Annotated in this window: 16 protein-coding genes; 7 read left to right on the plus strand and 9 right to left on the minus strand. The window is 58.1% G+C overall.

Features of this window, described 5'->3' with window-relative positions; genetic code table 11:
* Positions 1-63: 63 nt before the first annotated feature.
* The 3 genes from ACYQ6M_RS01290 to ACYQ6M_RS01300 all read right to left on the minus strand — a co-directional run bounded on the left by ACYQ6M_RS01290 (position 64) and on the right by ACYQ6M_RS01300 (position 2,325).
* On the minus strand, positions 64-882 hold the full coding sequence (locus ACYQ6M_RS01290) for a sugar phosphate isomerase/epimerase family protein (protein ID WP_228871386.1): 819 nt from the start codon (positions 880-882) through the stop codon (positions 64-66).
* An 85-nt stretch (positions 883-967) separates the two neighbouring features.
* Positions 968-1,915: a 2-hydroxyacid dehydrogenase gene (locus ACYQ6M_RS01295; protein WP_460071674.1), complete on the minus strand. Its 948-nt coding sequence runs from the start codon at positions 1,913-1,915 to the stop codon at positions 968-970.
* A complete protein-coding gene (locus ACYQ6M_RS01300; RefSeq protein WP_023003365.1) occupies positions 1,912-2,325 on the minus strand; it encodes a VOC family protein in 414 nt (137 codons plus the stop codon). The genes ACYQ6M_RS01295 and ACYQ6M_RS01300 overlap by 4 nt, the downstream gene beginning before the upstream one ends.
* Before the next feature lie 90 nt (positions 2,326-2,415).
* Here ACYQ6M_RS01300 and ACYQ6M_RS01305 point away from each other — a divergent pair, with 90 nt between their 5' ends.
* The 4 genes from ACYQ6M_RS01305 (at position 2,416) to ACYQ6M_RS01320 (ending at position 6,750) form a co-directional block, all read left to right on the plus strand.
* Entirely contained in the window at positions 2,416-3,288 is an 873-nt protein-coding gene (locus ACYQ6M_RS01305) for a LysR family transcriptional regulator (protein ID WP_460071677.1), read from the plus strand.
* Between the two features lie 478 nt (positions 3,289-3,766).
* Entirely contained in the window at positions 3,767-4,759 is a 993-nt protein-coding gene (locus ACYQ6M_RS01310) for an ABC transporter substrate-binding protein (protein WP_055661242.1), read from the plus strand.
* A gap of 82 nt (positions 4,760-4,841) precedes the next feature.
* Complete coding sequence (locus tag ACYQ6M_RS01315; RefSeq protein ID WP_055661243.1) at positions 4,842-5,726, plus strand: ABC transporter permease; 885 nt, start codon at positions 4,842-4,844, stop codon at positions 5,724-5,726.
* Positions 5,719-6,750: a quaternary amine ABC transporter ATP-binding protein gene (locus ACYQ6M_RS01320; protein WP_055661244.1), complete on the plus strand. Its 1,032-nt coding sequence runs from the start codon at positions 5,719-5,721 to the stop codon at positions 6,748-6,750. The genes ACYQ6M_RS01315 and ACYQ6M_RS01320 overlap by 8 nt, the downstream gene beginning before the upstream one ends.
* A gap of 163 nt (positions 6,751-6,913) precedes the next feature.
* Here the strand turns inward: ACYQ6M_RS01320 and ACYQ6M_RS01325 are convergent, their stop codons facing one another.
* Genes ACYQ6M_RS01325 through ACYQ6M_RS01335 form a run of 3 tightly spaced genes read right to left on the minus strand, consistent with a single transcriptional unit; the run spans position 6,914 to position 12,157 of the window.
* Complete coding sequence (locus ACYQ6M_RS01325) at positions 6,914-8,254, minus strand: HlyD family type I secretion periplasmic adaptor subunit (RefSeq protein WP_055661245.1); 1,341 nt, start codon at positions 8,252-8,254, stop codon at positions 6,914-6,916.
* A gap of 51 nt (positions 8,255-8,305) precedes the next feature.
* On the minus strand, positions 8,306-10,492 hold the full coding sequence (locus ACYQ6M_RS01330) for a peptidase domain-containing ABC transporter (RefSeq protein ID WP_023003358.1): 2,187 nt from the start codon (positions 10,490-10,492) through the stop codon (positions 8,306-8,308).
* A gap of 9 nt (positions 10,493-10,501) precedes the next feature.
* Entirely contained in the window at positions 10,502-12,157 is a 1,656-nt protein-coding gene (locus ACYQ6M_RS01335) for a peptidase domain-containing ABC transporter (protein WP_460071681.1), read from the minus strand.
* Positions 12,158-12,442: 285 nt separating this feature from the next.
* Here ACYQ6M_RS01335 and ACYQ6M_RS01340 point away from each other — a divergent pair, with 285 nt between their 5' ends.
* A complete protein-coding gene (locus tag ACYQ6M_RS01340) occupies positions 12,443-18,604 on the plus strand; it encodes a cadherin domain-containing protein (RefSeq protein ID WP_460071683.1) in 6,162 nt (2,053 codons plus the stop codon).
* A gap of 54 nt (positions 18,605-18,658) precedes the next feature.
* Here the strand turns inward: ACYQ6M_RS01340 and ACYQ6M_RS01345 are convergent, their stop codons facing one another.
* A complete protein-coding gene (locus tag ACYQ6M_RS01345; protein ID WP_209010335.1) occupies positions 18,659-20,149 on the minus strand; it encodes a TolC family outer membrane protein in 1,491 nt (496 codons plus the stop codon).
* A 196-nt stretch (positions 20,150-20,345) separates the two neighbouring features.
* Complete coding sequence (locus ACYQ6M_RS01350) at positions 20,346-22,385, minus strand: putative bifunctional diguanylate cyclase/phosphodiesterase (RefSeq protein WP_228866408.1); 2,040 nt, start codon at positions 22,383-22,385, stop codon at positions 20,346-20,348.
* A gap of 674 nt (positions 22,386-23,059) precedes the next feature.
* Between ACYQ6M_RS01350 and ACYQ6M_RS01355 the strand changes: the two genes are divergently transcribed.
* Complete coding sequence (locus tag ACYQ6M_RS01355; protein WP_055656419.1) at positions 23,060-23,728, plus strand: GntR family transcriptional regulator; 669 nt, start codon at positions 23,060-23,062, stop codon at positions 23,726-23,728.
* Here ACYQ6M_RS01355 and ACYQ6M_RS01360 read toward each other — a convergent pair whose 3' ends face one another.
* A complete protein-coding gene (locus tag ACYQ6M_RS01360; RefSeq protein WP_152505564.1) occupies positions 23,729-24,772 on the minus strand; it encodes a LacI family DNA-binding transcriptional regulator in 1,044 nt (347 codons plus the stop codon).
* 249 nt (positions 24,773-25,021) lie between these two features.
* Here ACYQ6M_RS01360 and ACYQ6M_RS01365 point away from each other — a divergent pair, with 249 nt between their 5' ends.
* The gene (locus ACYQ6M_RS01365) at positions 25,022-26,389 is read left to right on the plus strand and encodes an ABC transporter substrate-binding protein (RefSeq protein WP_023001179.1); all 1,368 of its coding nucleotides are present in this window, start codon (positions 25,022-25,024) and stop codon (positions 26,387-26,389) included.
* Positions 26,390-26,497: the final 108 nt, after the last annotated feature.

Raw genomic sequence — 26,497 nt, forward strand, 5'->3', positions numbered from 1 at the left:
CGAAGCACTTGTCCGCAAAGACGGCGCACGGATATGCGCCGCCTCGCAGTGCCGTCCTGGTGGTTACTGCGCCAATCCAAGTGCCGCCATGTTTGCAATTGATGCCGGCAGGCCGGAATGGTCGCGCAGTTCAATGATCAGGCGCGGATCACTCTCGAGTTTGGAAAGCGCGCCGAACACGGAGTGCCAGTTGATGGTGCCCTGCCCAAGCGTCCAGTGGCGGTCGGCGTATCCATCCGCGTCCTGCAGGTGGATATGGCGCAGACGATTGCCGGCGGCCCTGACGTAGTAATCGACCGGCGGGGCGCCAGTCGTGCCATGAGCATAGTGAGCGTGTCCGGTATCGATAGAGATTTTCACCGCCTGTGAACCGAAGCTCTCGGCAAGCTCTATCCGGGCATAAGGGTCCTTGTCCTCGATGTTCTCGATGACGAGTTCGCAGCCGATATCTTCCGCCCGCTTGACTGCGTCGCTCATGGTCAGGTGACAGAGCTCTATCTTGCGCTGCCGGGCATTTTCATAATTGTCGAGGTTGTTGAAGTCCCAGGTCGTATAGGGGCTGTGCACGACCATATGGGTGCCACCCAGTGCCTCGCAGACTTCCAGCCCCTGCAACAGGCGCTTGCGTACGATCTCGCGGACATCCACGTCCATGCTGTCGACGGTGAAGCCGAAGAAGGGGCCGTGAATGCCGACACGGCCCTGATGGCCGTCCAGCAGTTTTTGGGCCTTCTCGACAATCGGTTTCCAGTCACCGTTCAGCACTTCGGCCGGCCAAAAGTCCTGAAGTTCCAGATCCCGCGGTTTGTCCAGCATCAGATTGCGATGGGTTTCCAGCGCGTCGACTGTCAGCGCGGCACCAAGAATTGGGAGATCGGTCATGAAACACCTTTGAAGGAGACGAAACGGTTGTCGCCTGATTAGAGGCTGATCCTTGACACTATTGCGACGGAGAGCGGATCAAATTTCAGTATCCACGGTCCCGGTCGACGGCTGGGGGAACCGTACCGTCTTCAAAATACCGGCCGATGTTGTCTGCCACGATCCTGGACGCTGTGCTGATGATGGTCGGGGCGGATATGTGCGGCAGCACCGTGACCTTGTCATGATCCCACAGCGGACTTGACGGTGGCAGGGGCTCTTCATCGAAGACGTCGAGAACGGCATGGCCGAGCGGGCCGTTGTCGAGTTTGTTGATGAGAGCGGCAGTGTCGATAATAGGGCCTCGGGCGAAGTTGATGATCGAGGCGCCCTTCTTGCAGGCGCTCAGCTCGTCCTGGCCGAGCAATCCGCGTGTTTCATCCGTCAGCGGCATCAGCAGGACGATGAAATCGGACTGGCCGAGCACCTCCAGAAGCCCGGCGCGACCATGCCGGCAGGCTATGCCTTCAATTGATTTTTCGGTACGGCTCCAGCCGAGCACGTTGAAGCCGTTGGCTTTCATCCGCATGGCGGCGGCTGCGCCGAGCTTGCCAAGACCCAGAACACCAACCGTGCGTTCCTGTGGACGTTCGAGTACATGGTCCTGCCAGACCTTCTGCCGCTGCTGGGCAATGTATCGGGGCATGCTCCTGTGCAGGTAAAGCGTCCAGGCAAGAACCGCTTCCGACATGGTTTCCGCCATTTGCGGATCCGTCAGGCGGACGATTTTCGGACCGTTTGCGGGAAGCTCACCCATCAGGCGCTCCACCCCGGCCCACAGGCTTTGTACCCAGACCAGATTGGGAAGTGCCGCCACATTGGCGGGGTCGGGATTGGCGACGATGGCAACGCGCGCTTCAGATCGTTGGTCTTCCGTCAGGTCTTCGAACAGCTTGACCTCGGCGATGCCGTCGAGCGCCTTCGGCAGTGCTTCGCGCCAGCTCTGGCGCTCATCAGGGCTTGCAGAGGAAACAAAGGGAACGACGGGCCTCATGCGGCGAAAACCCCGGCTTCATCGGCAAAGCCCTTGATTTCGATTGGGTTGCCGGAAGGGTCCTTGAAAAACATGGTGCTCTGCTCGCCGGGTTGGCCCTCGAACCGGACGGTCGGGGCGATGACGAAGGCGAGGTTAGCGTCTGTCAGTTTTTGCGCAAGCGTCTTCCAGGTCTCCATGTCCAGCACCACGCCCAGGTGCGGCATCGGCACCATGTGATCACCGACCTTGCCGGTGTTGGTCGTCTCGAAAGGCTTGCCGAGATGGAGGGACACCTGATGGCCGAAGAAGTTGAAGTCGACCCAGGTCTGCGTGCTGCGGCCTTCCTTGCAGCCAAGCAGGCCGCCGTAGAACGCGCGGGCTTCGTCCAGATCGGTTACGTGATAGGCAAGGTGAAAACAGGGTTGCATCGCTCGGCTCCTTTGAAAACGGATGTTGAGTAGCAGATCCGATTCAAAACATTTAAGATGTTTTTCTGCTTCTGAGCGAAGGAAAATGTTTTGGACACCCGATTTCTTGAAAGCCTGCTGGCCGTTGCCGAAACCGGATCCATTGCTGCGGCTGCGCGGCAGCAGGGGCTCACGGCCGCTGCCGTCAGCCAGCGTATTCGTGTGCTTGAAGCCGAATTGGGGGCAATGCTTCTCAACCGAACGGCACACGCAGCCCTGCCGACCGAAACCTGTTTCCGGCTGTTGCCTGCAGCACGTCGCCTTGTGCGGGACGCGGAGCAGCTGACAAACCGCATAGATGCTGATGGGTTAAGCGGTCCATTTCGGCTTGGGGCGGTATCGACGGCCCTTTCGGACAACGTGCCCGCGGTCATCCAGCAGTTCCGGCAAAAGGCGCCTCAGGCGGTGCTGACCGTTCGGCCCGGCACGTCGGCCGATCTTTACGAAGGATTGCGCAGCGGGGCGTTGGACGCGGCCATTACGGTTGCCGCCCCATTTGAATTGCCCAAGGACATCATCTGCAGAACACTGGAGGCTCAGGCTATCGTTCATGCCTTGCCGCCCGAACGCGATCTATCCAAAACCGAGGCCGGAAAGCTGCCCTGGATTGTCTATGACAGGCAATCGTGGGGCGGCCGCAAACTCTGGGCGGATTTTGGCGCGTTGGTTGGCGAAGAACACATCCTTTGTGAGCTCGATGCTCCGGAAACGATCGCGCAGATGGTGTCTCAGGGAGCAGGACAGGCGATTTTGCCCGTCTGGCAAGGGTTGCGGATGCATGGTCCGGAAATGACCTTGAAAGATCTTCAGGGCGGGGCCGGACGCGAAATGGTTTTCTTGCGAAAGCACACTTGTGCCGCACCGGTACTTGCCGACCTCGTGCACAAGGTGTTGCGCGATCAGGTCATCAGTACATATGGTTAAATTCGGCACTTACTGGTTGATCTTATTGAGTTTAAACACCTTTTAAGGGTGAAAAGAATCACTGTCATAGTAAGAAAATTATGTGTCATGACGAATACCGGCACTAAAATGTCGTTTGCAGGCATGTTCACGAAATTTGACGTATGAATGGTATGGGAATTGCGACTATACTGTTGTGCTAGGAGCCTCTTAATGCAATTGTATTGGTCGTTGGGCCTGAGCTCGGTACAAATACCGAGTATGACCTTCTTCTCAAGTAGAGACGGCGGTCAGGCTTATTTCGAGCAAGAACAACGTATATGCGTCAAATGAAGGCTGAATTAATAAGATTTAATCTAGAAGCCTTCACGGCTCAATTCTGTTCTCAACTCGTTATTCTTTTCCATTGGACGCGCAGGGAGGTGATTGCTTTCACGGAAGCTTTCGCGCGCCGCGCCCAATTCAATCTCAAGCAAACAGACTGCACAGGAGCATCCTCATGAAGAAGTTGTTTGTCTCGGTCGCCGCGACCGCTCTTATCGGCATGGCCTCGTCCGCCATGGCAGAAGAGTGCGGCACGGTCACCGTTGCGGAAATGAACTGGGCGTCGGCAGGTGCTATCGCGCAGATCGACAAGATCATTCTGGAAAATGGTTACGGCTGCGACGTCGAACTGGTCACAGGCGACACGATGCCAACCTTCACCTCCATGAGCTCCAAAGGGAAGCCGGACATGGCGCCGGAACTCTGGATCAACGCCGTGCGCGAGCCTCTCGACAAGGAAGTTGCCGAAGGCTCCCTGATCATTGGCGGTGAAATCCTGAACGAAGGCGGTGTCGAAGGCTTCTGGGTTCCGACCTATATCGCCGAAGAGCATAATATTTACACAGTGAAGGACGCTCTTGCACATCCAGAACTGTTCCCTGGCGCGGAAGACGAAAGCAAGGGTGCCTTCTTCACGTGTCCGACCGGCTGGAACTGCCGCATCACAACCGGAAACCTGTTCCGTGCCTTCGGCTTCGACAAGGGCGGTTTCGAACTGGTTGATCCGGGTTCTGCTGCCGGTCTCGATGGCTCACTCGCAAAAGCCAACGAGCGCAAGGAAGGCTGGCTCGGTTACTATTGGGCACCGACCGCGATCCTCGGCAAGTACGACATGACCCTGCTCGACTTCGAAGTCCCGCATGACAAGGAAGAGTGGGACACCTGCACCGTGATCGAGGACTGCCCGGAGCCTAAGCCGAACTCTTGGGTGAAGTCTGAAGTCTTTACCGTCGTCACCGACGACTTTGCCAACAAGGCAGGCCCGGCCATGGAGTACATCAAGGGCCGCACCTGGGATAACCGGACGGCCGGCAAGGTTCTTGCCTGGATGACCGACAACCAGGCGACCAATGAAGATGGTGCCTACTACTTCCTCGAAAACTTCGAGGATGTCTGGACCAAGTGGGTTAGCCCGGAAACGGCCGAAAAGGTCAAGTCGGCACTCTGAGCCGGCAATAAGTAGAAGGGCCGCCCCAGCAGGTGCGGCCCTTTCCATATGGGGCAAAAAGAATACCATCAGGATTGGTTAGATGGATTGGATTGAATTTCCTTCGTTAAGCAGGGGTACGTTGCGAGACATTCGCGTGACGATCGACGGCACAGTTGACACTTTTCTGGGGGCCTATGGCGAAGCGATCGAACACGCTTTCGATCCCCTGAAAGATTTTCTCATCTGGCTGGAAGACCTACTGATTTCGTCACCTTGGCCAATTGTGCTGGCTGTTCTTCTCAGCATCGTCTTCCTGATGAGCCGGAACTACAAGATCGTTGCCGGATCACTCTTTTCACTCGTCCTGATCGGTGTATTCGGTATGTGGGAAGACACCATGCGGACCATCGCCATGGTCACGGTCTGTACCATGTTGGCTATTCTTTTGGGAATCCCGCTTGGCATTTTGATGTCGCGCTCGGAACGGGTTCAAGGCTGGATCAACCCCATTTTGGACCTGATGCAGACGATGCCGAGCTTCGTCTACCTCATTCCGGTCGTGATGATTTTCGGAATTGGTAAAGTTGCCGGCCTGATCGCGATCGTTGTGTATGCTATCCCGCCGACTATCCGATTGACGAATCTTGGAATCCGCCTTGTCGATCAGGATGTCCTTGAGGCTGCCGATGCGTTTGGATCCAGCCCATGGCAAAAGCTAGTCAATGTTCAGTTGCCCTTGGCGCTACCAACCATCATGGCGGGGATCAACCAGACAATCATGATGGCACTGGCCATGGTTGTTGTCGCGGCCCTGATCGGGGTCAAAGGGCTTGGGCAGCCTGTCCTGAACGCTATCGCAAACCAGTATTTCTTCATGGGGGTTCAGAACGGTCTAGCGATTGTCGCGATCGCTATCATATTCGACCGGGCAACACAGGCATATGGAAAACGCCTTCAAAAACATTCGGAGGTGCTTCATGGCTGAGGCAACGGGTATCGAGATCAAGAATCTCTACAAGATCTTCGGATCGAACGGCAAGGAGATGGTCAAGAAGGTCAAGGACGGCATATCCAAGTCCGAGTTGAACGAGAAATTCAACCATGTGCTTGGCCTCAACGACATCAACATCTCCATGCCGGGTGGCAAGATCCAGGTAGTGATGGGCCTTTCCGGCTCGGGCAAATCCACCTTGATCCGCCATATCAACCGGTTGATCGACCCGACCGATGGCGAAGTGCTTTATGGCAACGATGATGTCTGCAAGATGTCTCAGGCAGAGCTTCGGGAATTCCGCCGCCACAAGACGGCGATGGTGTTCCAGAAGTTCGCGCTGCTGCCACACCGCACGGTGATGAAGAACGCCATCTATGGTCTGGAAATCCAGGGTGTGCCGGTCAAGGAAGCTGAAGAGCGTGCGGCCCGCTGGATTGCCCGCGTCGGGCTGGAAGGGTTCGAGAACCACTATCCCAACCAGCTGTCCGGCGGCATGCAGCAGCGTGTGGGGCTTGCGCGCGCACTCACCAACGATGCTGACATTCTGCTGATGGACGAGGCGTTCTCGGCGCTCGACCCGCTAATCCGCATGGACATGCAGACCGTGCTTCTCGACCTTCAGGAAGAGCTGCACAAGACCATCGTCTTCATCACCCACGATCTGGACGAGGCGCTGCGCCTTGGCGACAGGATCGCGATCCTGCGCGACGGGGCAGTCGTGCAGCAGGGGACCGGGCAGGAAATCGTTCTGAAGCCTGCGGACGCCTACATTGCCGACTTCGTCAAGGAAGTGAACCGTGGCCGGGTGATCCTGGTCGATACGGTCATGGATACGTCCCGGACGTTGGAAAACGGACCGACGATTTCCAGCGGCATCCTGCTGGAAGAAGCGGCCCGGACCTTTGCCGACACGGGCGAGGGCGAGGCAAACATCGTCAACAGCGATGGCCGTCCGATCGGCGTGCTCAACGTGCATGACACGATCTATGCGATGGTGACGCCGGCAACCCACTGAGCCAATGAAGTGTGAAAACATCAAAACCCCGGAGTTCGCTCCGGGGTTTTTTGTATCCTGGGCGGCGACCTCCACTCTTTCTCGGAAGAAGCCTGGGTGTACCTGCAAGAAGAAAAAGCCCCGGAGTGTTTCCGGGGCTTCAGGATTTCCGGAAAACTCGACTTCAGCGCTCTGTGAAGATCGTTCGTGCCGCACGTGTTACAGGGTGCAGCAGGTAAAGGAGGATCGATTTCGATCCGGTGACCACTTGGGCGTTGACCTGCATGCCAGGGCGGATCGGCCGTTCGTGTGAACCGGCGCCGATGACCTGGCCGGGAAAGGCGAGGGTTGCCTTGAAGTAGTATTCGCCGAATTCGTCCTGGAAACTCGAGGCGGAAATGGTCTCCACTTCCGCGGCCACGGTTCCATAGATGTTCGGGTCGTAGCTGGTGATCGTGATGTCGGCCCTGTCGCCGATGTTGATATGGCCGACGTCCTTCGGATTGACCTTCACCTCGGCAACGAGGTTTTCGGACAGGGGGACGATCTCGGCAATCAGATCGCCGGGATTGACGACCGCACCACGACCGGTCGGGCCAAGGCTCTTGACGTAACCTGCCACCGGCGCCTTCACGAACAGGCGGTCCTGCCGGTCTTTCAGTTTGGCGATTTCCTGTTTCAGTTCGTCGCGCTCCTGGGCAATCCTGGCGCGCTCGTCGGCGACATCCCGGTTCACTTCGGCGCCGGCCTGACTGAGGCTGGCCTGGGCTTCGGTCAGCATTTCACGGGCCTGTGCGAGATTGCCGAACAGCTGTTCCAGTGTGACCTGCGACCGCTGAAAATCCCCCTTGGCCTCCAGGAAGCGGCGACGCGACGTGTAGCCGTCTTTCAGCAAACCTTCCTGGATCTGGAATTTTTCCTTTTCCAGTTCGACCTGTGATTTTTGAAGTTCGACCTGTGCCTCCAGGCTGACCACTTCGGCACGCCTCTGGGCGACACGCGCGGTGTAGGCTTCCTGTTCGTCGGCAACCGCCTTGCGGTTGGCGGTCAAGGCAGCCCGTTGCTGGGTGCTCAGGCCATCCACCGACGGGTCCAGGCGCAGGCCAACGGTGTTGGCATCACTGTATTCCTGTGCAAGCAGACGGCGTTCCTCAAGTTCCAGATAGCTGAGACGGCTTTGAATGCGGGCGAGTTCCGTGGTCGTATCCTGTTTTTCCAGGTGGGCGAGTGGGTCTCCGGCCTGTACCAGCTGGCCTTCCTCAACAAGGATCTCCGAGACGATGCCGCCTTCCAGGTGCTCCACTTTCAAAATCTGGCCGGCAGGCGCTATCTCCCCGATCGTGTTGGCCACTTCCCGGATCTGGCCGATGGCAGCCCACAGCAACAGGAAGCCGGTAGCGATGGTCAGTCCCATGAGGAGGCGTGAATAAAAGGCTGGGGGCACGCCGTCTTCCAATTCCAGCGGAAGGCCGACGCGGCCGTAGACCGCCTTGCGGAGTGTGTCGGGATCGTCTTTTGCTGCCATTGGAAAGTCCTCGGCGGTTGTCTTGCGGCGGGCCGGCGGCGGCCCCTTACGTTATTTCGATTGCTGCTTGAGCACGTCTTCAAGGATGTCCTTCGGGGCTCCGGCTATCGCCACCATGCCGTTCTGCATGTAGACGAGGTTGTCTGCCATGCGCATGTGGCTGGGGCGGTAGGTCGTGATGACGACGGTCGACTTGCCGCGAACCTGGTCGATCTTCTTCATCAGGAACTTGTCGCCTTCGAAATCCAGATTTCCGGCAGGGTTATCGAGCAGATAGATCGGGGCAGGGCGCATGAAGGCTCTGGCCAGCAGCAGGCGTTGTTTGACGTTGTCCGGCAGCACTTCGATCAGCTGGCCGGTCAACCGGGTCTCCACACCCTGGGGCAGAAGCTCGCCATAGGCGTTGAGGCCGAATTCCTCGAAGGCCTTGCGAACCTGATCGTTGTCCGCCTGCGGATTGGCCATGCGGAAGTTCTGCGCAATCGTACCGTAGAAGAAATCGTGATGTTCCGGTGCGTAGCCGATGGAGTTGCGCCATTCGCCCGGGTCGAGCTGGCGGATGTCGAGATCGTCGACAAGGACAGCGCCCATCTGGGGTCGATAAAGCCCGAGCACGGCCCGCACGAGCGAGGTCTTGCCGCAACCGCTCGGGCCTGTGATCGCGGTTACGGATCCCTGCTCCATCTGAAGCGAAAAATTGCGCAAGGCCGGTTCCTGGCGGGAAGGGTAGCGCAGCACGACGTTGGAAAAGCGGATCGTGCCCTGGAACTGGCGGTGCAGGCTCGGCAGCCTGCCGGGCTGGCGTTCCATTTCGATTTTCAGAAGGCTGTTGATCCGTTCGATCGTCTGCTGGGCCTGGCCCAGTTGCGATACGCTGAGAAAGGCCTGATGCATCGGGCTGAGCGCACGCCAGGAAAGGGCCATGACAGCAATGAGCGCGCCTTGAGAAAGGTCCTGGTTCATGACCAGAACGGCTCCGAAACCGAGGACACCGATGCCGCACAGGGTCATGAACATCTGCGAGACCACTTGCATGACCTGCGACAGTTGCCTCGTCTTCAGGTTCTTCAGCGCAAAGTCCGCGGAAATCGCCCGGTATTTCTCGACCCAGATGTCGTCGGCGGACAGTTCCCGGATGGCCTTTCGCTTCGACAGGATCTCCACGGTGATGTTCTGCATGCGCGACTTTGCATCGCCGGCCTGATTGATTGCCTGTTTCATGCGCGGAACGATGAGCATGGCCGACAGGACATAGAGCACCAGCAGCCCAGCCGGCAGCAGTGCAAGCGGCCCGCCTATGAAGCCGAGAACCATGACGAAAATCACCGAGAAGGGAAGGTCGATCAATGCATTGGCGAGATTGCCGTGAAAGACGTCACGCACACCGTCGAACTGCTTCAGACGGGTGATCTGCGCTCCGATGGGGGCGGACGAAATCAGGGGGAGCGGCAGATGCAAGAAATGGCGGAAGGTGGTGTTGGCGACCACCGCGTCGAGCCTGGCGCCCAGGTAGGCCTGGAGATGCGATTTGGTGCCTCTGACCATCCAGTCCATGATCAGCACAAGTGCAATGCCGATCAGCAACGTGACCAGCACGGAAACGGATTTGGCGCCGATAGCCTTGTCGTAAACGCTCATGACAAAGAGCGGCAGACCGAGCGCCAGGATGTTCGACAGCAGGCCGACGGTCATGATCGACAGCACCGTGCCTCTGAACTGATGGAACAGGCGGGAAGACCAGTGCTGGAAACCGGCGCTTTCGGTGCTGTCATCCGGCTCGATCACGAAGATCTCGGCATCCTTGAGTTCGCTGAAGGCAATGGCGACCGTGCGATGAGCCTCGCCGCTGTAGGCCTGGAACCGGCCGTCGCTCGTGCGCCCCAGGCCGACCAGTAGATTGTCTCCGTGTTTCACCAGGCAGGGAAACTGTTCCGCGGTCAGCTGCTTTGCGGACCGTCCGGTCGGAGTGACCCGAAAGTTCAGCCGGGTCAGCACGGCGCGAAGGTCGAAGATGCCCTTTATGCCTTCAAGGTGAGGCAGGGCTTCGAAGAGATGGCGTTCCATGCCATCCCAACCGAGAGCTTCCAGCAGGGGCAGCAAACAGGCCTCTGCCGGAGACGCGCGGTCGATCGTACTGCCTGAATGCTGCTGGACACGGGTTTCCAGGTTCATCCGGCTCTCTGCCGGGTTCAGGTTCTGAAAGATCGAGTCCGCGTTTTCAAAAGCCGCCAGGGACATGTTCAGCTCCTAAGCCTGCTTTTTGGTGTCGGCAGGCTCGCGCCGCCGCAATTTGTATCGAGGGGTGTTCGGCGTGTCCGGCAAGGCGCTAATCCGGCCGTGCTCCATCAGAAACTGCTTGTCGGCAATGGCGCGGAAAGAAGGGCGGTGGCTGACGATCAACGTCGTCAACTGGCCTTTGAGCCGCTTCAACGCTTCAACGAGCTGGGCTTCGCTCTTGTGGTCGAGAGCGCCGTTGGCATCGTTGAGGATAAGGATCTTCGGTTCGCCTGCGAGCGCGCGCGCAATGGCAATGCGCTGTACCATGCTGTCGGTGAGATTTTCTTCAATCGCGTTGCCGAGCATTGTGTCGTAGCCCAACGGCAGCAGGTGAATATCCTTTTCAAGGCCGATCAGGTCCGCCGCCAATCGGGCTTTTTGCGGGCTCGCGCGAGATCCGAAGAGAGTCAGGTTCTGCAGGATCGTGCCGGCGAACATCTGGGCGTCGTTGCTGACGTAGGCGATGTGCCGGCACAGATACCGGTGGTCGACACCGTACAAATCCTGTCCGTCTATCATGACCTTGCCGGAGGTCGGTTCGATATCACCGGAAATCAGGCGAGCAAGCGTCGTTCGGCCGCTGCCGTCGCTGCCCTCAAAGGCAACGGTTTCTCCGGCATTGATCGTCAGGCTCAGATTCTGGACAGGTACGATCGCATCGCTGCGCGCGGCGAAGCTGGCATTTTGCAGCTTGATGTTGCCGACAATTGTCAGGTTCCTGTTTCCTGATCGCTCTTCCTTTGGCAAATCGAACAGGGCGCGCGCTTCGCGGAAATCATGTTTGACCCGCTGCATGTCCGTCCAGTGGTTGATGCCGCGCAGCAGGGGCTGCACAACCTGACCTGCCAGCAGGGTGCAGGCCGCAACCGCCCCGACACTGATGAACCCGGACATGACCATGAGGGCCCCGGCCGACACCACGCAGACCGTTGTGAGGACGGTGAAGAACCCGGAGGAATTCCGTGCCCGGTTGGTGAGATCGATATAGTCGTAGCCAAGGCGAGAATTTTGCGTCTGCAGGCGTTCAAACCTTCGCAGGATGACGGGCTCGAAGGCCATGGCCTTGATGGTGTTGAGACCGGACAGGACCTCGAAGATGAAATCGTATTTACGCTGATCCTGCTCTGCGCGTTTTTCAATCAGGCTGTCGATCCTTGTATTTAGAGCGGCGGTTCTCAGGGCAAACAAGGCCAGGAGAACAAGCGGCACGAAGCCGATCGGCCCCCCGATAAGAAACAGGACGGCAAGAAAGAGGAGGCTGGCGGGAAGGTCGATTGCCAGGAGGCGGGCCTGACCACCGTAATGGTCGCCCATTGCCTGCAGTGAGCGCAGCGAGTCCAGGTGTTTGGTGACTGTCGCCTCAGAGTTGATGTCCGCTCTGGAGTGCAGAAGACGTCTGGCTGCTTCGACGTTGGCCTGGTGGGTGAAAGAGGCTGCAAGCCAGCCCGTCAGATACGACCGTGTCGTTTTCAGAACGGCATCGATCACCAGAACGAAACCCAGTCCTGCGATCAGGATGACGAGCGTGTCGGTCGACTTGTTCGGCAGAATCCGGTCATAGACCTGCAAGATGGTCAGTGGCATCGCCAGACCGAGGATATTGATCAGGATGGAAGCGGTTACCACTGAGCGCGGGAGTTTCGGTGTTGATACTTTTTCTCCGGTTTCGGAGGAAAAAAACTCCAGTTGTGGCAGTTTGATACTGGAAAAAGTATCAGTGATAAAAGATGCCATAGTAAGCGCCTCCTTGAATACATTAAGGCGCGTAATTGTTTCAAAATCGTTTACCAAAAATACCACAAATTCTAAATTTACATCAAGTTATACATGTAATTCGAAGATTGAAGTTGGTTTTTATTAAGGTAACCCTGCGTGTGATGACGTTAGGTTTTAACGGAGCACGTGCAAGTCATGGCCGACACCGATACTTCAGCGAATGCAGGCAAGCCCGGCGTTTCTTCTTCAACGGAGACCGCAGCAAAGTCCAACGGCGGATCAGAACCGTCGCCTGCACGCATGGAGGCTCAAGCAGGCGATCCCTACCGCCCGGCCGGTGGCAATGATTATTCCTTGTCCATGGAACCGGAAGATACCGGTGAAGCAACCTTGGCGAACCTTTACCAGGCTGTGCCCCTCGAAGATCGAGGATCTGATGCTTCAACCCAGGATGCCGAGGGACTTGGCGGCGACGGTGGCAGAGATGGCCAGGGTGCGCATGGGGGGCTGGGTCAGGGATTGGGCGGAGCTGGAACCGGTGACACGCTACTGCCGGACGGCGGTACCGAAGTGGCCGAAACCGCCGATGGTGGTCCAAACGATGACGGCGGCCTTGGCGACGGTGCCGTTCCGGAAGCGCGTGGTCTCGACCCGACGTTGTCTCAATTCGATCTGGGCGGCGATGGCATTCAGTCATCGGGCTCCCAGGTTGGTGACGGAACCAGCGGCGGAGGCGGAGGTGCTGGTGAAGGCGGCGATGGTGGGAACACCGAGGTCGGCCCTGTCGAGGACGTCGACAGCACCGACAATTTTGTAACGGAAAACGCCGCAGGGGGTACCGTTGTCGGCGTGGTCGCCTTTGCGAATGATCCGGATGCGACGGATACGGTCACCTATTCCATCACCGATAGTCGGTTCGATATCGACCCGGATACGGGCCTTATTACCGTTGCCGATGGCGCGGTGATTGACCGCGAAACGACGCCCTATATCGATATTGAAGTCACTGCCACCTCGACAGATGGCTCGACTTCGACCGGAACCTTCCGAATTACAGTTGGTGATGAAAACGAGTTCGATATCGGTCCGGTGACGGATGTGGACGGAGCCGACAACTTCGTTCAGGAGAACTCCGTGGGCGGCACCGTTGTCGGTGTGACGGCGTTCGCCGAGGATCTGGATGCGACCGACACGGTCACCTATTCCATCACCGATAGTCGGTTCGATATCGACCCGGATACGGGCGTTATTACCGTTGCCGATGGCGCGGTGATCGACCGCGAGACGACGCCTTTTATCGATATTGAAGTGACGGCGACGTCAACGGATGGGTCAACCTCGACAGGAACCTTCCGGGTCACTGTGGGCGACGAAAACGAGTTCGATATCGGTCCGGTGACGGACGTTGATGGAGCCGACAACTTCGTCCAGGAGAACTCCGCCGGTGGCACGGTTGTCGGTGTGACGGCGTTCGCCGAAGATCCTGATGCGACGGACACGGTCACCTATTCCATTACAGACAGCCGGTTCGAGATCGACCCGGATACGGGCGTTATTACCGTTGCCGATGGTGCTGTGATTGACCGCGAAACGACGCCTTTTATCGATATCGAGGTTACAGCCACCTCAACGGATGGCTCAACTTCGACCGGTATCTTCCGGATCACGGTGGGCGACGAGAACGAGTTCGATATCGGTCCGGTGACAGACGTTGATGGAGCCGACAACTTCGTCCAGGAGAATTCTGCCGGTGGCACGGTTGTCGGTGTGACGGCGTTCGCCGAAGATCCTGATGCGACCGACACGGTCACCTATTCCATCACCGATGGTCGGTTCGATATCGACCCGGATACGGGCGTTATTACCGTTGCTGATGGCGCGGTGATTGATCGCGAGACGACCCCCTATATCGATATTGAAGTGACGGCGACGTCAACGGATGGGTCAACCTCGACCGGGACCTTCCGGATCACGGTGGGCGACGAAAACGAGTTCGATATCGGTCCGGTGACGGACGTTGATGGTGCCGACAACTTCGTCCAGGAGAATTCTGCCGGTGGCACGGTTGTCGGTGTGACGGCGTTCGCCGAAGATCCGGATGCGACCGACACGGTCACCTATTCCATCACCGATGGTCGGTTCGATATCGACCCGGATACGGGCGTTATTAGCGTTGCTGATGGCGCGGTGATTGACCGCGAGACGACGCCTTTTATCGATATTGAAGTGACGGCGACGTCAACGGATGGGTCAACCTCGACCGGGACCTTCCGGATCACGGTGGGCGACGAGAACGAGTTCGATATCGGTCCGGTGACGGATGTGGACGGAGCCGACAACTTCGTCCAGGAGAACTCCGCCGGTGGCACCGTTGTCGGTGTGACGGCGTTTGCTGAAGACCCGGATGCCACGGACACGGTTACCTATTCCATCACCGATAGTCGGTTCGAGATCGATCCGGATACGGGCCTTATTACCGTTGCCGATGGCGCGGTGATTGATCGCGAGACGACGCCTTTTATCGATATCGAGGTCACTGCCACCTCGACAGATGGCTCGACTTCGACCGGCACCTTCCGGATCACGGTGGGCGACGCGAATGAGTTCGATATCGGTCCGGTGACGGATGTGGATGGAGCCGACAACTTCGTTCAGGAGAACTCCGCCGGTGGCACGGTTGTCGGTGTAACGGCGTTCGCCGAAGATCCTGATGCAGCCGACACGGTTTCCTATTCCATCACCGATAGTCGGTTCGATATCGACCCGGATACGGGCGTTATTACCGTTGCTGATGGCGCGGTGATTGACCGCGAGACGACCCCCTATATCGATATTGAAGTCACTGCCACCTCGACAGATGGGTCAACCTCGACTGGCACCTTCCGGATTATTGTGGGCGACGAAAACGAATTCGATATCGGGCCGGTGAGCGACATCGACCCGGCAGCCAACAGCATTTCAGAGACTGCCAATGGCGGTGAATATGCCGGGATCACCGCCTTCGCCGAGGATCCTGATCCGGCGGACAGTGTCTCCTACCAGCTGACTGGTGACGACAGGTTCGAGATCGATCCGGACACAGGTGTCATCACCGTAAAGGATGGCGCGCAGTTCGATGCGGAAATAGAACCTTCCATCGAGATGACTGTCACCGCAACGTCAACGGATGGCTCTTCCTCAACTAAGACCTTCACCGTGGCCGTGACAGATAACAATGAAGCACCGGATCTGATCGTTCATCTGGAAAACGGCTCAGAACAGTTTGTCGTCAACGGCAGCTTCGAAATCTATGACGGGGTTCACGGCGGACCAGCCGGGTCCGGCTGGTACGAAAATCCAACTTCGATCGAGGGTTGGACCTACGACAACGTCGATGTGCATGAGGCGGGGCACAATAGTTACGGCGCGACAGACGGCGGTCATCATCTGGACCTTGCAGCCATGAACAATGGCTGGGCTTCTCAGCAAATAGAGGGGCAGCTTGATGGTCAAGTCTATCATCTGACATTCGACATGAAGTCGCGCGGCGGCGTGGGGGAAAGTGTCGCCGAGGTCTATTGGAACGGCGAGTTGATCGACACGATCGACCCGGCCACTACGGGAACGGGCTGGCAGGCCTATGCCTATGACATCGTTGGCGGATCCGGCGACGGCTCCAATACGCTGACATTCGTTGAGATCGGTTCCGATAACCTGGGTGGTGCGCTGATCGACAGTGTGTCCATTGTTTCCGACAACCGCACTGCGGTCGTCGAGGAATATTACGGCGCTGAGATTGCGCCCTTGTCAGTATTCGATCCGGATGTGGGCGATACGCATACATTCACTGTTTCGGACGACCGGTTTGAGGTGGTCGTTTCCGGCGACCGATACCTTCTCAAATTGAAGGACGATCAGGCCTTCGATTACGAAACCGAAACTCAGGTGACGCTTGAGGTGACGGCAACCGACCAGGGCGGTCTTTCCGACACGGAGATCGTGGTGATCGACGTGATCGATATCGACGACACCAATTCTCCCATCGGTCCGCTCGCCGACATTGATGCCAGCGCAAACCAGGTTCTTGAAAACGCCGCTGCAGGTGCCGTCGTGGGTCTGACTGCCTTTGCAAACGATCCGGATGCAGGTGATAGCGTGAGTTATCAGCTCAGCGGTGACACGCGCTTCGAGATCGATCCGGTGTCGGGGGTGATCACCGTTGCCAGTGGGGCAAGCTTCGACAAGGAAACCGAACCGGAAATCGATATTCTGGTGACAGCTACTTCGACTGACGGATCAGTCTCAACCGAAACCTTCACGATTGCGATTGCCGATGCCAATGAGGCGCCGGACCTCGACTTCGATCCGGAACTTGGGCCGGGTGTTTCCGTGACGCTGACCTTTGTCGAGGAATACGCCGGCCACAGCAATGTGCTTGGTGTCTTCTACGTGGACGGCAACGGCAATCCCATGGCCGGCGAAATCGTCTGGGTCAACCAGAACCAATTGACGCCGGGCGATACGGCGACCCTCTATCTGGAAGGCGTCGAAGCGAGCGAAATCGGCTATTTCCTGATCCCGGATGGTGCAGACACGAACAATGGTCTTCTTGCCGGTGACAAGGTGACGTTCCAGAAAGACGGGCAGGGGAACTGGCAGGCTGTCGGACCCGACGGGACGCTGCTGGTTGGGGCCGAGGCCAATGTTCTTTTCTCTGGCAACGGGTCACTCAATCCGGATGGATACGACTATACGGTGGAAAGCGGCATCAGGATCGGCTTTGAGGACATTGCCGGCGGGGGTGACGAGGATTTCGACGACGTCGTCTTCGACCAGACAACTTTCGAAACCACGGCTCGTGCCGCGGTCTATGAAGAAGATCCGGGGGCGGAGATCGGTACCTTGTCGGTATTCGATCCCGATGTCGGCGATACGCACAGTTTCACGGTTTCCGATAGTCGCTTCGAGGTCATATCGATCAACGGTGAGAACATTCTCAAACTGAAGGACGGTGTGGCGCTCGATTATGAGACCGAGACCCAGGTGAGCGTTGAGATTACCGTTACCGATAGCGGCGGGCTGTCGGACACGGAAACCATCGTGATCGACGTCATCGACGTGGAGCCGGAAGGGCCTGCCGACGACAATGAGCCGATCGGGCCGGTCAGGGATGTCGATACGGCCCAGAATCTGGTTGCGGCGACAGCTGCTGCCGGAATGGTGATCGGCCTGACGGCATTCGCGGAAGATGCTGACGCCGGAGACACGGTGACCTATTCCATCGACGACAGCCGGTTTGATATCGACGCAGACACCGGTGTGGTGACCCTCGCCAGTGGTGCAGCGCTGGTTGCAGGCGAGACCATCGACGTGACGATCACCGCCACATCAAGTGATGGATCCCAGTCGAGCGCGGTATTTCCCGTGACGGTGACTTCGGGTGTGACTGAGAACGCCCCGCCTGATCTGATCGTCGGCAACGCGATCTACCGGCCGGACCAGGGCAACAAGCACTGGGACGATCATCATGATGGCCATTGGGGGCATATCCAGGACGGGGAAACAGGACACTATCATGAAGATGACGGCGTCCACGGTCAGACCTATCACGGCCACGACGACGACTGTACGGGCAACGAGTATCACGTTCCGGAAAACCAGACAGGTGTCGAACTTATAGAGCTTTCGGTAGTGGACCCCGATATCGGCGACACGCACACCTTCACGGTGTCGGATGACCGGTTTGAAGTCGTGAGCAACGGCGACAGTTATCTGCTGAAGCTGAAGGATGATGCGGCAGTCGACTACGAAACGGAGCAAAGCATCACGATAGACGTTACCGCGACGGACAGCGGAGGCTTGTCGGATACCGAGACAATTACCCTGGACGTGGTCGACTTTGATGATGTGCCCCTGTGCGAGGTCGGGACAAGTAATGCCGATACGATTGTTGGGGGCGATTTCGTGGACAGCATTTCCGGACTTGGCGGAAATGACATCCTGCTGGGTCAGGGGGGCAACGACCTCATCTATGGCGGGGCTGGTGACGATGTGATCCGGGGTGGCGCGGGCGACGACGTTCTATCCGGCGGTGACGGGTCGGATCTGTTCGCCTACATGCTCGGCGACGGGCATGACAGCATTTACGGCGGTGCCGGCGGGAGCTGGATCGATATCGTCGATCTGAGCAAGGCCGCCGATGGCACCGATATCGGAACCTATGGTGTCGACTGGTCCATCACCATGACGGAAGGTTCCATCGAGAGCATCGATGCAGCGGCGGGCGAGATCACCCTTTCGCAGGATTCGGGGGGCTACATCGAGTTTGCCGATGGCGGACGCATCGACTTCACGGATCTGGAAGGCGTTCAGTACTGATCAGCAGGAAGGCACAAAAAGCGGGCTTGTTACGCCCGCTTTTTGTGTTGCCGGTTATTGAATCGGAGGCAGTGGTTCTGTCTCGATAAAGACCGTGTCGCTGGTCACGACCTCGACGACGGTCGACTGGAAGACATCGTTTTCCGACGGTCCAAGGCGCAGGTCCCAGGTATTGAACTCAGGCATGAGGCGCGGGACCGGTGCCGGCCGTTCCTCGATGATCCCGAAATGCTGCGGCGCCAGCCGGCCAATGTTGGCCAGCAGGAAGAAGTCCGCAATGCGGCTGTCATAGCGTGCCCGGACATGGTCGACCTTGCTGAGCAATAGTTCGCGCTCGCCGTCCAGAACATCGAGCAGGGACCGCTGACCGCTGTCGAATTCCACCTGCAGGCCCTTGACCGCACGCTGGTTGGCCTCAATCGCGCGCTTTACAGCCTTGACCTTCAGCCTTGAGGCAGCCCGCTGCTTCATCGCGCGGACAACGTTCTCGCGGATGATCTGTTGGGTGTCGTCCAGCTCGTATTCCTGTTGGGCTGCCGTGAAGTTTGCGCGTTTGACCGCTGCAATGTTGCGGCCACCGGTGAAGAAAGGGGCCGTGACGCGCACGCCAAAGCGGAAGTCTTCTTCGTCCTGATTGCCAAGGTTGCCCTGGTAACCTGTTTGCCATTCGCTTTCCAGCGAGACGCGCGGCAGCATGTCGCCGACTGCGGCGCGTGCGGCGTAACGTGCGGCCCTTGCATCTGCCGTTGCGGCGCGGATGGACGGATTGTTCTGCAGCGCGACGTTGATCGCGTCATCCAGACCGGCGGGCTCGATTGTCTGCGGAATGCCAGGCCAGCCGAGCTTGCCCGGCTTTTGTCCGGTCAGGCGCTCATAGACAGCCTCGGAGGCTTCCAGATCGCCGACCGCCTGGTCCGAATTCCCCTGCGCTTCACCGAGACGGGCAAGCGCCTGTTCGATATCGGTGCGCGTTGCGTCTCCCGACTTGTAACGGGCGCGGGCGGCGTTCACCTCCCGTTGCACCACGTTGGTATAGGCCCGCAGGTGAGCGAGGATCGCCCGATCGCGAACAACGCGCAGATAGGCATCAGCTGTATTGAACAGCAGCGTCTGTTCGGCGCCAATGAGCTGGTTGCGACCGGAATTCGCTTCCTCATGAGCCTGGTTCAGCCGATTGACACCCGCAAAACCCTGAAACACCGTCTGGGACATGGAAATGCCCAGCTCGTGGAAGAACGACCTGTCGCTGTTGCCACTGCGCTCGCTGCGGAAGGCGTTCTGTTCTCCCAGGTAGGTGCCGGTAACCGTCGGCAGAAACTCGGACCTGGCGGTCCAGACGTCCTGGTTGGTCGCTTCGTAACGCGACCGTTCCGCCTTGAGGCCCGGGTTGATGGCGTAGGCCGACCCCATGGCTTCTTCGAGCGACTGGGCGGATACAGTTGCGCTGGCGAAGGACAGGCTGATCAGTGACGCGCCTGCCAGCAGACCGGCAAGGCGGGTTTTCAATCCATGCATCAGTTTGGCAGGGGCAGGGAAGGTCGTCATTGCAGCACCGTGATCGTTGTCTGCCCTTAAGGTAAAATTTTATAGTTAATCAAAAGTAAGTTGAGATTAGAGAATATGGCCAAGAGTTTTCAGTAATTACCTAGGGTAATCTTTGTTTGGCGTCACTTCTTTTAGGATATTGATATTAATATCAAGGTTTAATTTGATAATAATTTAAGTTGAATTCAGTGATAAGTCAGCTTCCCGTTCGGTCTAAACTCGGGTGAAACTTTTTGATCTGCGAAGGCAGTAGATGTTTCCCGAATAGAAAGCCCTGCACCTGCAGGCATCCGGCTTGTTGCAGGAATTGCAGCTGTCGTTCCGTTTCGACACCTTCGGCGATTACTGGGATCTTGAAACTATGGCCGAGCAGAACGGCAGAGCGCAGGATTGCTCTGGCATGGGGGTTGGTTTCCAGCGACTGGGTAAAGGCTCTGTCGACCTTGATCTTGTCGAAGGGAAAGGCTTGCAGCGTGTTGAGCGAGGAATAGCCCTTGCCGAAGTCGTCCATGGCAACGCGCACGCCCATTTTGCGCAGCGAGAGGATCGTCTCGTGAACCCGTTCGTGATCCTCGATCGGGGTGGATTCGGTGAGTTCTACTTCCAGGCGTTCCGCCGGCAGGCCTGTCTTCATCAGCACGGTGGAAACGAGACCGGCAAAATCGCAACGGGAGAACTGCAGCGGGGAAGCGTTGACCGACAGCGTTACCGGGTTTTCCCAGCAGGCAGCTTCCTTGCAGGCTGCTTCCAGGACCCAGTTGCCGATATCCAGGATAATGCCTGACCGTTCGGCAATCGGAATGAAGTCCTCCGGCGGAATCGGGCCTTTTTCCGCGTGGCGCCACCTGACCAGAGCTTCGTAGCCAATCAGCTCGCCGGTCTTTGTCAGGTTCTGTTTCTGGAAGACCAGGTTGAGCTGGTTTTCGAGCGTTGCATTGCGCAAGTCAGCCGCCAGGCCCGCCTCCCAGCGATTGGTTTCCTCCATGCCCGTGACATAGGGCTGGATCAGGTTGCCGCCGATCGATTTTGCTTGCTTGGCAGCAAGGTTAGCCCTTTGCACCAGCTTGTTCAGGTCCTTGCCGTCGCGCGGAAACACGGCAAGGCCAATACTGGAGCGGATGGACAGGCGGTAGGAATTCCACTGAACCGGCCTTCGGGCAAGGGAGCGAACCAGACGGGCGAAGTCCACGGCGTCATCCAAAGTGTCGAGCGACGGATTGATGACCAGAAATTCGTCGCCGTAGAAGCGGGAGATGAAGACCCTGTCGCTCAGGTTGTTTTTCAGCGTATTGGCCAGGGTGCACAGGACAGTGTCGCCGACTTCGTAGCCGTGAAGGTCGTTGATGGCCTTGAACTGGTCCAGGCTGATCAGCACGACGGCGCATGTCTTGCCTTCCAGTTCGGCCTTTTCCAGAAGGTCTGCCGCAGCCTTCTGTACAAAATGCCGGTTTGGAAGTCGTGTCAGAGAATCCTGCAGCGACAGGTGTTTATAGGCTCGCCTGGCCGCGTTTTTCCTGTACCGGTCGAGCAGCGCACCAGTTGCAGCCACAAAGGTGCATAGACCGAAAATGACCAGCGACATCACCATCATGTGCCTTTCGGACATGAGCATGATTTCGCGCGGGAAACTGACTTCGCGAAGGGGCGTGGCCGGGGAATGCACCGGCATGTGTATCGAAACTGCCGACAGGAAAAGGAACAGCGTTGCACTTACATATGCGCGCCTGGACTGCAGCTGCGGAACGAAACTCATTGCAATTGCCCCAAGGCACGTTCCGAACAGAAATGTCCAAAGTCCGAAGGCTTCGCTCGTATCAGGTAAACCGGCGATCTCCCTGGCCGTCGTCAGCGTCAGACCCATTCCTGCAATGGCAAGGCCAAAGAGGATGCCGCCAAGTTCCGGTGCGAGCCGGATGTTTCGCCGCACAGCAAGTGCATAACCTGACAGGAGGCCGGCAAAGACGACAAGCAGGGCAAGCAGAGCCGTTTGAAGCCGGTACCCTGATTCCGCGGGAAGCTTTACCGAAGAAAAGGCGATGATCTGGGCCGCCCAGATTGCCGAGGCGCCGACGAGTGCAGACCAGATGAGCCAGATGACCCGTGCAGGGCTTGCATCGCGGTCAACCTTCGCAAGGAGCAGGAAGGAAAAGGCGCATCCGAAGAGACACGTTGCGATCGCAAGTGTCAAAAGAGCATGGTCATGCTCAAAAGACAAAACTGTTGCGACGCGTTCCATAAAAGCTCCCACCGACGGTTGATTTCATGAAAGCTTAAAAAGCATAACAAACTGTGTTTTTTCGGAGTATTTCAAGTATTGCTCTTTGTTTAATCTGGTATTGTTGTAATTGCGCATGAAGTATCCGGTCAATTGGTGGCTATTATTGTCAGTATTGACCTATTTTTCGAGCGGCTTTGGGGTGCATAGGTGCCGCTGCCGGTTTACCTGCGTGCAATTGGAGCGGAAGAGCTGCTTCTGAAGAGCGTGGCAAAACCTGCCCTTTGTCTGAGCCAGGCAATTCGTAAACATCTGCCGCCAAAAGCGCGGCATTTTCAGGAAGTGGCGCGTTCTGCAGCACTGACTTGACGCTTCGGTAACTGGAGCATGTCCTTAAGTCACCGTAATTTTTGACAATATTTTTTCAGCCTCAAGAAAGCCCGAAATTCGTGCAAAATCCAGCAAATGAGCGGATCCGGAAGGTCGCGACTCTGCCCGGGTGCCCTGAGGGCATGGGGATGGATAAAATTCTATCGATATAATTAGCAATACGGCATTGATTTGCTTCCAAAACAGGGCGGCCGCGCCGGAGGGCAATGCCTTCAGCGATCAGAAATGCCGCTCCGGCCTCGAGCGAGAGGTGCGGGACAATGCAAATTGTTTAAGACACGTCAGGAGAACGGGTGCATCCCGCAATGCCAACGAAAGCCAGATCCACTCGCGTCGACAACGCTTATGAACGCTTGAAAACCGAGATCCTGAACGGGCAATTGCCGCCCGGATTTCAGGCGCCGGAACCGGACATCGCGACACGGCTGGGCATGAGCCGGACGCCGGTTCGCGAAGCGCTTATCCGGCTGGAGGCTGACGGTCTGGTGGACCTCGTGCCCCGCCGGGGAGCAAAGGTTCTGCCGATTTCGCTGCAGGACATCTGCGAGATCTACCAGATCCTTTCGGCGCTTGAAGCCCTCGCCGCAGGCACCGCTTGCCGCAAGGCGGGCGACGAGACGCTCGCGGAAATCGAAGAAGTGCTCAACGAGGCCGATGATGCGCTGGAACGTCAGGATATCGAGGCCTGGGCCGTTCACGATGACAGGTTCCACAGGCTGATGGCCAAGGCGAGCGGCAATCTGCGTCTGGAAGCGGAAATCGAGGGGTTTCTCGATCAGGTCTACCGGGCCAACACCGTGTTGCTGCGCCTGAACAAGGCACCGGCCTCAAATGCAGCCGATCATCGCAAGATTGTGCAGGCGATCCGGGACGGCGACACCGACGGCGCCACGGAGACGGCGCGATTACACCGTCTCAACGGAATGCTCAGGATGAAGGATGTGCTGCAGGACTGCGGTCTCAGCCACGTTTGATCATTTTGGCGCAGCTGGGGCCGGGCCGGTGGACTGTCCGATGATCAGCTCCGCGTCCAGATGCAGGGAAGCCGGTTTGCTGGCCGGATTGGAAATCATGTTCAGGAGCAGCTCGGCAGCCTTTTCCCCGGCGTAGCGAACCGAGGAGCGGGTGCAGGTGAAAATTGGCACTTCGCCGCTGTTGGGCAGGAAAGACAGGGCATCGTCATGGGTGATGATGGACACGTCCCTGCCTGTCTTCAATCCGCACTGGCCGACAGCGCGGGCGACGCCGATCGCTGATATCATGGACGAAATCAGGAAGGCGGTCGGCGGATTGTCGCTCTTCAGCATCTCCATCGCATTGTCGCAGCCGTAGGGTTCGGTCATGTCCGCACTGCGCATCAAGGCCGGGTCCGGTGTCAGGCCCCGTGCTGCCAGCGCTTCCTCGAAGCCGCGCCGGCGCCGGTTGGCGAAGTCCATATGTTCCAGACCGTTCAACAGTGCGATCCGGGTGTGGCCGAGGTCCAGCAGCAGGTTCGTCGCCCGTTCGAAGGCGCGCCGGTTGTTCATGTCGATCCAGGAGGTTTCGTCCTCGGCGCCGGGAATGCGCCCGTGCACGACGAAGGGCAGATTGAGTTCTTTCAGAAGCCTGTGCCTGCGCTCGTCATTTGCGGGGCCGTGAATGATCACGCCGTCGGCCTTCTTGCGTGAGGCGATCTGCCGGTAGGCGTCTTCTTCCTTGGCATCGTCGACGACGGAGATGATCATGTCGTAGCCGTGGCGCGAATAGGTCTCCCCGGCGCCGGCTATGAACTCCAGAAAGATCGGGTTCATCATCTCGTGAATTGAGCGCGGTATGACATGGCCGATGGCCATTGCGCGGCCGGTTGCAAGCCGCCGCGCCTGGCTGTTGGGCGCGTAGCCGAGCTTGTCGGCCATCTCGGTCACGCGTTTGCGCGTTTCTTCGCTGACTTCCGGATAGCCGTTGAGTGCGCGGCTTACCGTGGTCTGAGACAGGTTCAGCCGTTGCGACAGTTCTTTCAGGTTTACGCCATTGCTCATTCTGGCCCAAAACGCTTTGAAAGCGCCCTCCCAACAGGCTGTTATTGAAATGCAACATTAATTCGCGAGTTGCGCGCTTGACAAGGCCGAAGCCTGAAGACATGGTTAGGGCCAAATCCAAAGCGGTTTGGATAAAGGGTTCTGGTAGAATTGCCGACCTGGAAAAACGGGTAGGTATTGCTGCAAGGTGGCGAGGTATGCCACCTTGGGTGGAGTGTTCCAGCATAGGGACAATCTGGGAGGACAGATATGAAACTACGTTTGAAAGCCTGCACGGCAGGTCTGGCGCTTGCCATCGGGCTTGGCGCGGGCTCTGCATCCGCGGCTGACCTGAAATTCGCTCCGGGCGAAGGCCCGTTCAACTGGGACAGCTACAACGCATGGGCTGAGAGCGCGCCTGACCTGAAGGGGCAGACCGTGACGATCGCCGGCCCGTGGCTGCAGCCGGAAGACGGCTATTTCCGCAACGTGCTAGCCTATTTCACCGAAGCTACCGGCGCTGAAGTCATTTACACCGGTTCGGATTCCTTCGAACAGCAGATCGTGATTGATGCCGAAGCCGGCGCCGCACCGAATATCGCTGTCTTCCCGCAGCCGGGCCTTGCCGCCGACATGGCTGCGCGCGGCCTGCTGAAGCCGCTCCCGGAAGGCATGGCCGACTGGGTCGCCAACAACTACGGGGCCGGCGAAAGCTGGGTGAACCTCGGCACCTACAAGGATGCCGACGGCCAGGATCAGCTGTTCGGCTTCTTCTACAACGTCAACGTCAAGAGCCTTGTCTGGTACGTGCCGGAAAACTTCGAGGACGCCGGCTATGAAGTGCCGACGACCATGGAAGAGCTGAAGGCGCTGACCGAGCAGATCGTTGCCGATGGCGAAACACCCTGGTGTATCGGTCTGGGTTCAGGTGCTGCCACGGGCTGGCCGGCAACCGACTGGGTCGAGGATCTGATGCTGCGCACGCAGCCGGCTGACGTCTACGACCAGTGGACCACCAACGAGATCCCCTTTGACGACGAGCGTGTCGTTGCCGCGATCGAGGAATTCGGCTGGTTCGCTCGCGACGATGCCAAGGTCGCGGGAGGCGCGGGAGCCGTTGCTTCTACCGATTTCCGTGACAGCCCGAAGGGTCTCTTCTCCTCGCCGCCGCAGTGCTACCTGCACCGCCAGGCATCCTTCGTGCCGGCCTTCTTCCCGGATGGCGTCGAGTTCGGCACCGATGTCGACTTCTTCTACTTCCCGGCCTACGCGGAAAAGGATCTCGGCAGCCCGGTTCTCGGTGGTGGCACGCTGATGGCGATCACCAATCCGTCCGACGCGACCAACGAACTGATGAAGTTCTTCGAACTGCCGCTCTCGCATGAAGTGATGATGGCCCAGACCGGCTTCCTCACGCCTCACAAGGGTGCCAACCCGGCAGCCTACAAGGACGACACGCTGCGCGGTCAGGGCGAGATCCTGGTCAATGCCAGCACCTTCCGTTTCGATGGCTCCGACCTGATGCCGGGTGCCGTTGGAGCGGGCACGTTCTGGACCGGAATGGTCGACTATACCGGCGGCAAGGACGCAAAAGCCGTCGCCGAGGAAATCCAGAAAAGCTGGGACGCCCTCAAGTAATCCTTCAGGCGGCCGGTCTCCCCAGGGAGGCTGGCCGTTCTTCTGACGGATCGGCGAAAACGTCCAAGAAACAAAGTTCCTAAACGCAGGAAGCCCCCGGTCTTCCGG

Source organism: Roseibium sp. ROS1, assembly GCF_054658215.1.

What these genes read in the sequence shown, in the direction of transcription:
- ACYQ6M_RS01290 (WP_228871386.1), bottom strand. Translation starts at nt 882, where the DNA reads ATGACCGATCTCCCAATTCTTGGTGCCGCGCTGACAGTCGACGCGCTG.
- ACYQ6M_RS01295 (WP_460071674.1), bottom strand. Translation starts at nt 1,915, where the DNA reads ATGAGGCCCGTCGTTCCCTTTGTTTCCTCTGCAAGCCCTGATGAGCGC.
- ACYQ6M_RS01300 (WP_023003365.1), bottom strand. Translation starts at nt 2,325, where the DNA reads ATGCAACCCTGTTTTCACCTTGCCTATCACGTAACCGATCTGGACGAA.
- ACYQ6M_RS01310 (WP_055661242.1), top strand. Translation starts at nt 3,767, where the DNA reads ATGAAGAAGTTGTTTGTCTCGGTCGCCGCGACCGCTCTTATCGGCATG.
- ACYQ6M_RS01315 (WP_055661243.1), top strand. Translation starts at nt 4,842, where the DNA reads ATGGATTGGATTGAATTTCCTTCGTTAAGCAGGGGTACGTTGCGAGAC.
- ACYQ6M_RS01320 (WP_055661244.1), top strand. Translation starts at nt 5,719, where the DNA reads ATGGCTGAGGCAACGGGTATCGAGATCAAGAATCTCTACAAGATCTTC.
- ACYQ6M_RS01325 (WP_055661245.1), bottom strand. Translation starts at nt 8,254, where the DNA reads ATGGCAGCAAAAGACGATCCCGACACACTCCGCAAGGCGGTCTACGGC.
- ACYQ6M_RS01330 (WP_023003358.1), bottom strand. Translation starts at nt 10,492, where the DNA reads ATGTCCCTGGCGGCTTTTGAAAACGCGGACTCGATCTTTCAGAACCTG.
- ACYQ6M_RS01340 (WP_460071683.1), top strand. Translation starts at nt 12,443, where the DNA reads ATGGCCGACACCGATACTTCAGCGAATGCAGGCAAGCCCGGCGTTTCT.
- ACYQ6M_RS01345 (WP_209010335.1), bottom strand. Translation starts at nt 20,149, where the DNA reads ATGACGACCTTCCCTGCCCCTGCCAAACTGATGCATGGATTGAAAACC.
- ACYQ6M_RS01350 (WP_228866408.1), bottom strand. Translation starts at nt 22,385, where the DNA reads ATGGAACGCGTCGCAACAGTTTTGTCTTTTGAGCATGACCATGCTCTT.
- ACYQ6M_RS01355 (WP_055656419.1), top strand. Translation starts at nt 23,060, where the DNA reads ATGCCAACGAAAGCCAGATCCACTCGCGTCGACAACGCTTATGAACGC.
- ACYQ6M_RS01360 (WP_152505564.1), bottom strand. Translation starts at nt 24,772, where the DNA reads ATGAGCAATGGCGTAAACCTGAAAGAACTGTCGCAACGGCTGAACCTG.
- ACYQ6M_RS01365 (WP_023001179.1), top strand. Translation starts at nt 25,022, where the DNA reads ATGAAACTACGTTTGAAAGCCTGCACGGCAGGTCTGGCGCTTGCCATC.